This is a genomic window from Blautia schinkii (assembly GCF_013304825.1).
Lineage (GTDB): Bacteria > Bacillota > Clostridia > Lachnospirales > Lachnospiraceae > Blautia_A > Blautia_A schinkii_B.
On sequence record NZ_JAAWUO010000008.1, the window covers coordinates 137,329 to 148,240 of the forward strand.

Annotated in this window: 9 protein-coding genes; all 9 read left to right on the top strand. The window is 41.4% G+C overall.

Features of this window, described 5'->3' with window-relative positions; translation table 11 throughout:
* Window position 1: 1 nt before the first annotated feature.
* Window positions 2–1,249: an AI-2E family transporter gene (locus tag HFM85_RS08020; RefSeq protein ID WP_330594792.1), complete on the top strand. Its 1,248-nt coding sequence runs from the start codon at window positions 2–4 to the stop codon at window positions 1,247–1,249.
* Window positions 1,250–1,420: 171 nt separating this feature from the next.
* Complete coding sequence (melB, locus tag HFM85_RS08025) at window positions 1,421–2,803, top strand: melibiose:sodium transporter MelB (RefSeq protein WP_118514188.1); 1,383 nt, start codon at window positions 1,421–1,423, stop codon at window positions 2,801–2,803.
* Window positions 2,804–2,915: 112 nt separating this feature from the next.
* Window positions 2,916–4,505 (top strand): response regulator, encoded by a 1,590-nt coding sequence (locus HFM85_RS08030; protein ID WP_118514186.1) that lies wholly within the window; start codon window positions 2,916–2,918, stop codon window positions 4,503–4,505.
* Window positions 4,506–4,533: 28 nt separating this feature from the next.
* The gene (locus HFM85_RS08035; RefSeq protein WP_173737725.1) at window positions 4,534–6,264 is read left to right on the top strand and encodes a sensor histidine kinase; all 1,731 of its coding nucleotides are present in this window, start codon (window positions 4,534–4,536) and stop codon (window positions 6,262–6,264) included.
* The gene (locus tag HFM85_RS08040; protein WP_173737726.1) at window positions 6,254–6,898 is read left to right on the top strand and encodes a hypothetical protein; all 645 of its coding nucleotides are present in this window, start codon (window positions 6,254–6,256) and stop codon (window positions 6,896–6,898) included. Before HFM85_RS08035 ends, HFM85_RS08040 begins: the two co-directional genes overlap by 11 nt.
* A gap of 9 nt (window positions 6,899–6,907) precedes the next feature.
* A complete protein-coding gene (locus HFM85_RS08045) occupies window positions 6,908–7,915 on the top strand; it encodes a substrate-binding domain-containing protein (protein WP_138276689.1) in 1,008 nt (335 codons plus the stop codon).
* Window positions 7,916–7,993: 78 nt separating this feature from the next.
* Complete coding sequence (locus HFM85_RS08050) at window positions 7,994–8,407, top strand: EamA family transporter (RefSeq protein WP_173737727.1); 414 nt, start codon at window positions 7,994–7,996, stop codon at window positions 8,405–8,407.
* 13 nt (window positions 8,408–8,420) lie between these two features.
* Window positions 8,421–10,394 (top strand): bifunctional metallophosphatase/5'-nucleotidase, encoded by a 1,974-nt coding sequence (locus HFM85_RS08055; protein ID WP_173737728.1) that lies wholly within the window; start codon window positions 8,421–8,423, stop codon window positions 10,392–10,394.
* Window positions 10,395–10,440: 46 nt separating this feature from the next.
* Entirely contained in the window at window positions 10,441–10,773 is a 333-nt protein-coding gene (locus HFM85_RS16840; RefSeq protein ID WP_330594793.1) for a MarR family winged helix-turn-helix transcriptional regulator, read from the top strand.
* Window positions 10,774–10,912: the final 139 nt, after the last annotated feature.

Here is a 10,912-nt window from a genome sequence, read left to right on the forward strand (position 1 = left end):
AGTGGATATAAGTAAAATATCTGTAAAAAAAATCCGGGAGCTTATTGTGTTTACAGCATTTCTTGTGGTCGCTCTGTGGAAGTTTGATGTGGTGCTCGATGTGCTGAAAGCAATATGGGGGATCGCATTTCCCTTTGTACTTGGCGGAGCGATCGCATTTGTGACCAACGTGCCAATGAGCTTTTTGGAAAAGAAAATTTTCGGAAGAGTAAAAAAAGAAAATAAGATAGTCGTAAAACTGGCAAGACCGATAAGTCTGCTCCTTACGATCATATTGGCGGTTGGTGTAATCGTACTGGTGATGTTCGGGGTGATTCCGCAGCTTACGCGGACAATGGGAACCCTGATGATGAGCATTGCAGATTTTATTCCGCAGATGCAAAGCTGGATCCGGGAATTTTCCCATAATAACCAGGAAATCATGAAGCTGGTAAATCAGGTGCAGTTTAATCCGGACCAGGCGATCAAGTGGGGAATAAGTCTTCTTGGAAATGGTGCAGGAAATATGATGAATACCACAATGTCAGCAGTGGGTTCCATAGTCAGTGGATTGGCAACCTTTTTTATTGCATTTTCATTTGCCTGCTATGTTCTTTTTCAGAAGGAGAAGCTGCACGTGCAGATCCGAAAAGTATTTTTCGCTTTTCTTCCAAAGCAAAAGGCAGATGCTTTTCTTAAAGTCTGTTCTCTGACTTATCGGACATTTGCAAACTTTCTTGCAGGTCAGTGTCTGGAAGCCGTGATCCTCGGCTGCATGTTTGTTGTTATATTGAGTATTTTGAGGATGCCATATGCACTTTTGATCGGAGTTTTGATTGCGTTTACTGCATTGATTCCGATTTTCGGGGCTTTCATAGGGTGTGTAGTGGGAAGCTTTTTGATCTTTATGGTAAGTCCGGAACAGGCGATTTTATTTATTATAGTATTCCTGATGCTGCAGCAGATCGAGGGAAATCTCATCTATCCTCATGTTGTGGGTGAATCTGTAGGGCTTCCATCGATCTGGGTTCTTGCTGCAGTTACAATCGGTGGAAATCTTATGGGAATTGTAGGTATGCTTGTTTTTATTCCGCTGTTGTCCGTGTTTTATACTATTTTTCGGGAATTCGTATATCTGCGCCTGAAAAAAAAGTATATTAAACAGGTGACAAAGACAGAAATAGAGGAATATACGGCGGAGGAAATTGCTGCTATAGAAGAAACGTCAGGAAAAGAACAGAGACCTTCAAAAGTTCAAAAAAAATGTTGACAAGAGATGGCAAGGCAAAAGAAAAGTAAATTGTTCGAAAAATAGAGTTAAAAACAAAAAATCATATTTTTTGAATAGAATATCAAATGTTCATATCCATCCCAAAATGCTAAACTATCACACGGTAAAGAAATGTGTACAAAGAAAGGGCATAAAAGAGGAGATAGAGGAATGGATAATAACAATAAAAGCAGTGTGGTTTACCAGGGTAAGATTCCTGGAAGAGTAAAGTACTCGTTTGCTTTTGGAGCATTGGGTAAGGATTTGATCTATGGAATGATAGCAACTTTTTCCATGATCTATTTTACAGATATCATTAAAGTAGCGCCGGCGTTTATCGGAACCATGTTTTTCGTGGCAAAGATCTGGGATGCGTTTAATGATCTTTTCATGGGAATGGTTGTTGATAATACAAGAAGCCGTTTTGGCAAATTTGTACCGTGGCTGGTGATCGGAACGTTGATCAACGCATTTGTATTTGTAATTGTATTTACAGATTTTCATTTATCAGGCGTAAGCCTTTGTGTTTTTGCATCTGTTATTTATGTATTATGGGGAATGACCTATACAATTATGGACATTCCATACTGGTCAGTAATCCCGAATCTTACATCTGATCCACAGGAGCGTGAAAAAGTATCCGTACTGCCAAGAATTTTTGCAAGTATCGGACAGTCACTGATCATTGCCGGATTTGGAGTACAGATCATCAAAGGTCTTGGCGGTGATTATACAGGATATCATAGATTTGCTTTGATCATTGCAGCAACATTTATTTTTACAATGGCTGTATGTGTACTGAATCTGCCAAAGATCCAGCATGATGTTGAGAAAAAAGAAAAAATGAAATTTAAAGACATCTTCACAGTCATCAGAAAGAATGACCAGTTAAGATGGGCAGTATTGCTGATTCTTTTATATAATGTGGCAATTCAGGCAATCATGGGAGTTGCGACCTATTACTTCAGTTATGTATGCAACAATGCCGGAATGTTATCTGCATTTATGATCAGTGCATCTGTTGCAGAGGTTGTAGGACTTCTGATCTTCCCGAAGGTAACAAAGATCTTGTCCAGAAAGCAGGCGTTTTTGTTTGCGTGTGTGTTGCCACCGATCGGATTGATTCTTCTTCTGGTGGTAGGAATTGTGTGTCCGAATAATATTGTTTTGACAGCGATTGCTGGTATTATTGTTAAGACAGGAACCGGTCTGGAGCTTGGGTGTGCAACGGTATTCCTTGCGGATGTTGTGGATTATGGAGAATATGTTCTCGGAAACAGAAACGAGGGTGTTGTATTCTCTCTGCAGACCCTGATCGTAAAACTGACAGCAGCATTTACAGCACTGGCTATTGGATTTGTACTGGAGCTTACAGGATATGTTCCGAACACAGTGCAGTCACTTGCAACACAGAATTCTATTCGTGTTCTGATGTGTGTAGTGCCGACCATCGGAGTTATTCTTGCATATGTTGTATTTAAGAGCAAATATAAATTAGATGATAAATTTATGAAAAAAGTCGTTGCGAAACTGAACGGCTCAGAAGAGAAATAAGAGCAGTCCCCTGTTTTAATTGTGAAAACAATAAACAGGGGATTTTTTGTATTTTATGTATATTGATAATATGCTATCATAAAATACAGTAAAACATCAGGGAGTATGGAGTGTGAGAGTATTTAGTATTATTTTGGCAGATGATGAACCGAATATCCTATATGGAATGCAGAAGGGAATAGACTGGGAGAGCCTTGGATTCTCTGTAGTTGGAACAGCACAGAATGGAAAAGAAGTGCTTGATATGATGGATGAATTTCATCCGGATTTAGTGATCAGTGACATAAAAATGCCTTTCATGGATGGTCTGGAGCTGGCAAAGAATATCCATGAAAATTATATGAATACAAAGGTGATCCTGTTTTCCGGATGGGATGATTTTACATACGCACGTCTGGCTATCAGTTATGGAGTTTCGGAATATGTGATGAAACCCATTGATTACGAGGAAATGCAACGTCTGCTCATAAAAATGTATCAGGAACTGGAGAAAGAATATAATGAAAAAATAAACCGTGTCCGGCTGGAGAATGCATATACACAGAGCTTGCCGTTATTGCGTCAGCAGTTTTTTTCCAGGCTTATGACAGAGGTTATGGAGGAGAAGGAATACAGGCGGCAGATAAAAAATCTGAAGCTGGATCTTTCGGATCAGGTGTACTCAGTTATAGCAGTAAAAGTGGGAAAAGAAGGGAAGAAGGACATTCTCAGCGAACTGTCAATGAAGGAAACGTTGAAGGAAGCACTGGAAAAAATTGCACACGTTCATGAATTTGGTATGGGCGATAAAGAAGTATTTCTCCTTGGTGGCAGCAAGAGACATGAGATTGGGAAGATCACACGAAGTATCCAGGAAACAGCAGTTATGATCCAGCGTATTTTCGGAGCGAGGATTTCCTGCGGGATCAGCAACAGCGGAGAGAATCTGAAAGATATGCCGGCGTTGTATGCTCAGGCAGCAGAAGCATTGGATTATAATCTTGTTTTGCCGGAGGAGAGCTATACTTACTATAACGATATCATGCCGCAGCAGGAGGAAGAGGACTGGAACTCTCAGGTGGAAATGATCGGAAAATCCATCACATATTGTACGGAAGAAGAATTAAAAAAACAGGTCGGTGATCTGATCGCATGGCTGCATAAGGGTCACTATAATTTGAATGAATATCAGATCGTTATTCTGGAAATCTCTTTTTCTGTTGCCAGATTTTATAAGAAATACCAGATTACATCAGACGCAGAATTTGCGGGATCCAAAAAGATGGCGGTGAAGATCCTTTCGTTGAGCACGGGGGAAGAATTAGATCATTGGCTTTTGAATTACTGCCTTCTGATACGATCACTGATCCAGAAAAAACAGATCGACAACAATGTGGTTCTGGCAGAAAATGCAATGAAGATCGTGGAAAAAAAATTCCGGAATCCGGAGCTGAGTGTGGAGTCGATATGTGGAGAGTTACATGTTAGTACCTCCTATTTTTCGAAAATATTCAAGCAGGAAACAGGAGGTACATTCATTAATTATCTGATCAGTCGACGTATGGAAGAAGCAAAAAAACTGCTTTTGCAGACTGATTATAAGAGTCAGACCATCGGAGCGATGGTAGGGTATCCGGAGCCAAATTATTTCAGCTACGTATTTAAAAAAAACTGTGGAATCTCACCTGTAAAATACAGAAAATCTGCACAGTCAGATACATAGATCGCCAATAATATACAAGGAGCTGAAAATGAAAAATAAAAAGATAAGTATCCGTGTCATTTTTCCGGTGGTTATGTCTGCTTCCATTGCAGCCTGCATCATCAGCTGTATTCTTCTGTTTTCCTACTATTTTTCAACATATTTTCAGAAGGATGCCATAGAAAAAATAGGAAAGCAAAGGGATTTTCTGGCGCAGAGTCTGGAGACACAGATTGAAAATATCAATGTACTGATCAACAGGATCTACTATCGGAATATAAAGAAATATGATGTGGACAGTGCCAGGTTTGCGGAGGAAATGGAACAGCAGATATTTCTTGAAGAAAAGTGTCTGTATGGACTTGCCTTATACGATATAGACGGAGAAAGTATATGGCATTCAGGGACATTTGCAGAACAAGAGGATGCGAAAGAGATGGCCTGGTTTTTACAGGCAAAGGAGAATATTGAGACGATCAGTTACGGACGGCGGAGACTGGTACTTCCTCAGGAGGATAGTTATGTATTTGAGATCAGCCGTTATGTAGAATATATCAAGGATGGGAATATGAGATCAGGAATTCTTCTGATGGAGTATTATACAGATTCTGTGGATGAGATACTGTCGCATTACAGAAATCAGAAATCAGCTTATTGCTATTTGCTGGATGATCAGAAGAATATGCTCTATCATCCTTTTGATAAAGAGATCGCATCCGGATTATATAAAGAAAAGACCATAGAGGCTGCATTGTCCTGCAAAAATTATAGGATAGAAAAGGCGGATGGTCAGCAGTGGCTGATAGAGGGTCAGCAGATTGGTTACACAGGATGGAATATGGTGGTTGTAAATTCCATGGACAGTCTGGTATTGGAAAGCCATAATCTTCATTATCTTGTATGGTTTATACTCCTTCTGATCGGAGTGATCCTGATCTTTCTTGATACTCTTGTGTTTCACAATTTTACAAATCCGATTTACAGGCTGCTTCGGACAATGGAAAAATTCGGAAAAGGCGATTATAATGCCAGAGCCCAGGAGGAAGGGATCGGCGAACTGAAAAATGTAAGTATACATTTTAATATTATGGCAGATAAGCTTCAGGAGCAAATGGAAGAGATACGCAGAAATGAGAGAGAAAAGCAGAATATGGAGAAGAAGCTTCTGCAGTCGCAGATCAATCCTCATTTTTTGTATAATACGCTGGATTCCATTATCTGGATGATCCGAAGTGAAGAATATGATGGTGCCGGGGAGATGGTTTCTCTTCTGGCTAAATTTTTCCGGATCTCCTTAAGTCAGGGAAAAGATATGATCACTCTGGAAAAAGAACTGGAACATGCTTCCAGCTATCTGGCCATCCAGAATATTCGTTTCAAGGATAAATTTGAATTTCATGTGGACGCAGATCCGGAACTGCTGAAATATTTTTGCCCCAAGCTATCTATTCAGCCATTGCTGGAAAATGCTATTTATCATGGAATGGATGGAATGTATGAGGATGGAGAAATCGAGATCCGGATCTATGAAAAGAATGGAGATATCAAAATCGATGTGTCAGATAATGGACCCGGTATGATACAGGAAAAAATAGATTATATCATGCACAATAAAGTAGTATCCAGCAAACGTGGTTCCGGAATCGGAGTGTGCAATGTAAATGAGAGGATACAGCTGATCTATGGAAAAAATTATGGAATTACGATCAGTAGTGAACTGGATGAGGGAACCGTTGCCACGATCACGATCCCGAAAATGGAGGAAATGGATGAGCAGTAAGAAAAAACATATCATTCTGATTCTGGTTCTGGTTCTGATCGCACTTATATCCTTTCTGTATATGACAGTGCGAAATCATAGGGCAGAAAAAAGCAGAATTACCATCGTCCTGCCACAAAACACACAGGAAGATTTAAGCAGTGTCCAGGAGGGAATCCGGGATTATGCTTATGACCATCAGATAAAGCTGGATGTCTGGTACAAAAAGCAGATGTCCGAAAAAAGTTTTGCAGAGCTGGTGAAAGAGGAAAAACAGAATCGAAGCATGGGAATTCTTCTGGTATATCCGGAATTTTATCTGAAAAAAAATCAGAATGGTTACAAATATAAGGAAGTACTGGCACTTACAGATACCATGAAGGAGTCATTTTTGCATTATGCGGCATTTGTGCGGAGGGAACAGGAAGAAGAAACATACAGGATGCCAATCAGTGAAACTGTTTTGGGACAGATCAAAAGTGGCCGTAAGAAAGAGGTTTATATGGAAAATACATACAGACTTGGCTATGAATGTATGCAGATGATAGAAGCTTACGGAAAGAAAAAAAAGATGGAGAGTATCTTTCTGCAGCCGTTAAAGCTTGATCGGGAAATTCTGGAAGCGGGCAGTCTGGATGCATTACTTGTAAGGTAGAGGGAGAAGATGAAGTGGAAAACTGAAAAATATAATTTTATACTGGCAGGTCTTTTTGTGCTGATGGCAGGTCTGATCGTGGCATGGAAGCTACCAAAGAGAGAAGACTGTTATATCCACATGGGAATTGCGGTATATGATCTGAATGATACCTTTATGGAGAAATATATACGGACTTTGCAGGATATGATTGAAAAAACAGAAATTGCAGGAAGGAAAATATCCTATGAAATCTATAATGCAGATGGGAAGAATAAGAAACAGGAAAAACAGCTACAGTATATGTATGCGCAGGAGTATGATATCATGTTGGTTAACCTGGTAGAGCCTGCATCTGCAGCCAGTGTGTTGAATGAAGCGGAGGAGAAGGAGATCCCCGTCATTTTGTATAACCGTGAAGTTGCCGAGAAGGATCTTCAGATCGTGAAGGATGTCTGGTATGTAGGAACAGACGGAAAAGCTGCCGGAGAGATACAGGGAAAGCTGCTGAAGGAGCTTTGGGATAAGCAGAAGCAGAGTGTGGATCGGAATCAAAACGGAAAGCTGGACTACATATTGATTGAGGGGGAAGAGTCTCATTATGATACGATTCGGAGAACTAACGGATTTTTGGAGTCAGGAAGAGAATTGCCGTTAAAGCAGCTGGGAAACCTGACTGCGGATTGGAAACGGGAGATTGCCCTGGAAAAATTTGCGAAGCTGGATGAAGAGACGATCCGGAATACGGAGGCAGTCGTATGCAACAATGATGACATGGCACTTGGGGTCTATGATTATTACAAAAAACATCAGATGAAACTTCCGGTTATTATTGGAATTAATAACAGTCAGGAAATGAATCAGAAGATCCGACTCGGGGAAATCTATGGAACTGTGGATAACAATATGGAGGATCAGGCTGCAAGAATTTATGAGATAATGAAATCTGTTTTAAATGGAGTTATAGATAAATATGATAAAATCTGGTACAGTATGCCTTATGAAATTGTTAATAGTGACATATCAGAAGAAAAATGATACGATGAATGCAGAATAAGTCTTCCCCGCTTTAGGTGTATGGAGCACTAAGCGGCGAGCCAAGAAGGGGGAGTTACTATGTGGTTTGTGTTTGCCTTGCTGTCTGCTGTATTTGCAGCTCTGACATCCATACTGGCAAAGGTAGGTATTACCGGTGTTAATTCGAATCTTGCAACAGCGATTCGAACGATGGTGGCGCTTGTCATGGCATGGGGAATGGTTTTTCTCACAAATACACAAGGTGGAATCACTGCGATCAGTAAAAAAAGCTGGCTGTTTCTGATACTTTCAGGTCTGGCAACAGGTGCCTCATGGTTATGTTATTATCGTGCTTTGCAGATAGGAGATGCATCTAAGGTTGTGCCGATAGACAAGCTGAGCGTTGTGATCACACTGGTACTGGCATTTGTTTTTCTGCACGAGAAATTTACGGCAAAATCACTGCTTGGATGTGCTTTGATCGGTGCAGGAACATTGCTGATGGTTTTATGAAAAGGAGAAGGTTATGAAAACACGGAAGAAAGTTTCAGCAAGGCTTCTGGTGATTATGCTTATTGCTGCATTGCTGCTTCCTCTTACATGGAATATTCCGGTGGAAGCGGCAGAGAAAAAACAGATTGATGTTTTGTTCAGCCATGATACACATTCGCATTTGAACAGCTTTTCAACGATTGTAGATGGAGAGCAAAAAGAGGTTGGCGGATTTGCAAGGATCAAAACCCTGATCGATGAAAAGAAGCAGGAAGATCCGGATACCCTGGTGCTGGATGGTGGTGATTTTTCCATGGGAACACTGATCCAGACCGTATACGATACGGAGGCGGCAGAGCTTCGAATGCTGGGATATCTGGGATATGATGTGACGACCCTGGGGAATCATGAATATGATTATCGTTCAGAGGGACTGGCTAATATGCTGGAGGCTGCTAAGAATTCCGGTGAGACAGTGCCGGCACTAGTGGTGTGCAATGTGGACTGGGATAGCATGGAGCAGGATGGACTAAACGATGGTCAGAAGCAGATCCGGTCGGCATTTGAAGACTACGGTGTGAAGGATTATGTAGTAGTTCAAAAGGGAGATGTAAAGGCTGCAGTAGTCGGTGTGTTCGGTAAGGATGCCCTGGAATGTGCACCGACCTGTGAATTAAAGTTCAAGGATCCGGTTGAGGCCGTAAAACAGACGGTAGAAGAGATCAGAAAAAACGAAAAAGTGGATATGATCGCCTGTGTGTCCCATGGAGGAACCTGGGAGGATGAAAACAAATCGGAGGACGAGATCCTTGCAAAAGAGGTGCCGGATATCGATCTGATCATCAGCGGACATACGCACTCTGAGCTGAAAGAGGCAATCCGGCATGGAAACACATATATTGTATCTTGTGGCGAATACGGAAGAAATCTGGGCTCACTTTCCATGACACAGAAGCAGGACGGACGGTGGGAACTGACATCCTATGAGCTGATCCCTGTTTCTGAGGAGATAAAACCGGATCAGGCGACACAGGAACGGATCGATGCCCTGATGGATACGGTGGATAAGAATTATCTTGCCGATTTTGGTTATACAAGGGAAGAGGTTCTTGCTGAGAATGATGTCGAATTCAATAGTCTGGAAGAAATGGGAACGAAGCATGAAGAGCTGAATCTTGGTGATATCATGTCCGATGCGTACATATATGCAGTGGAGAATTCCGGGTATTATGATGGTGATCCGGTTGATGTAGCCGTTGTTCCAAGCGGAACTGTGCGGGACACGTACACAAAGGGAGATATTACAGTAGAGGATGTTTTTAATTCCTTCTCACTGGGAATCGGAAAGGATGGTGTTGCCGGATATCCGCTGATCAGTGCATATCTGACCGGAAAGGAGTTAAAGCTGGTAGCAGAGGTGGACGCTTCTGTTTCGGATTTTATGACAACGGCAAGGTTATATTGCAGTGGATTGAATTTTGCATATAATCCCCATAGGATGATCCTGAATAAGGTGACAGATTGTTATCTCACCAGGGCAGACGGAGAACGGATTGAGATCCAGGATGATAAGCTGTATCATGTTGTGACAGATCTGTATACCGGCCAGATGCTTGGATCTGTGATGAAAATGTCCTATGGGCTTCTGTCTCTTGAACCGAAGGACAAGGATGGAAATCCTATTGAAAATCTGGAAGATCAGGCAATCATGGAAGGTAACAGGGAATTAAAGGCCTGGGATGCGATCGCAAGATATATGCAGTCCTTTGAGGATACGGATGGTGATGGAATTGCCAATGTGCCGGAATATTATGAGACGACACATGGACGTAAGGTTGTGGAGGACAGCAGAAATATCATTGATCTGGTGAAACAGCCGAATAAGTTTTCAGCAATGATCGCAGGTATTTGTCTGGTCTTTATCGTTATTATTGTGCTTGTGGTATTTTTGATCCGAAGGATAATCCGCAAGATCAGAGTCAGAAAAGGAAAGAGAAATTCTAAATAAATATACGGCTGAGATCGTTAAGGTCCGTAAGTCGACGAAATCCCACGTGTCCTCTTCTCTGAAAAATCTGGAGAGCAGAGGTCTGATCGAAAGGATCCAGAGTGCGGATAATAAGAAGCATATCGAGATCGTTTTATTAAATAAGGCAGATCGGATCATTGAAGATGGAATAAAAGCACAGAAGGAATTTGCAAAAATCGCTTTGGACGGCCTGACAGTGGAAGCAATGATCTGGATCTCTGCAATCATCATTTCCTTTGGATGCTATCTTCCGGTAACCTTGTTCAGTAAAACAAAACCAAAGGTTGGATTACTGATGATCCCGAAGACCTGTGCATATATGTGGATCATTGCAATGGGACTTCAGCTTCTGTTTTAGGACAGCAAGCATTGAGTAACCGCCTGACTATGGATCAGACATCGGATGTCCGCAGCGTATTCTGGTACGTCTGCGGACATCTTTTTGTGTGACAGTAAAAATAAACCCCCTGCTATGCAGGGGGAGGGAAGATCTTTAG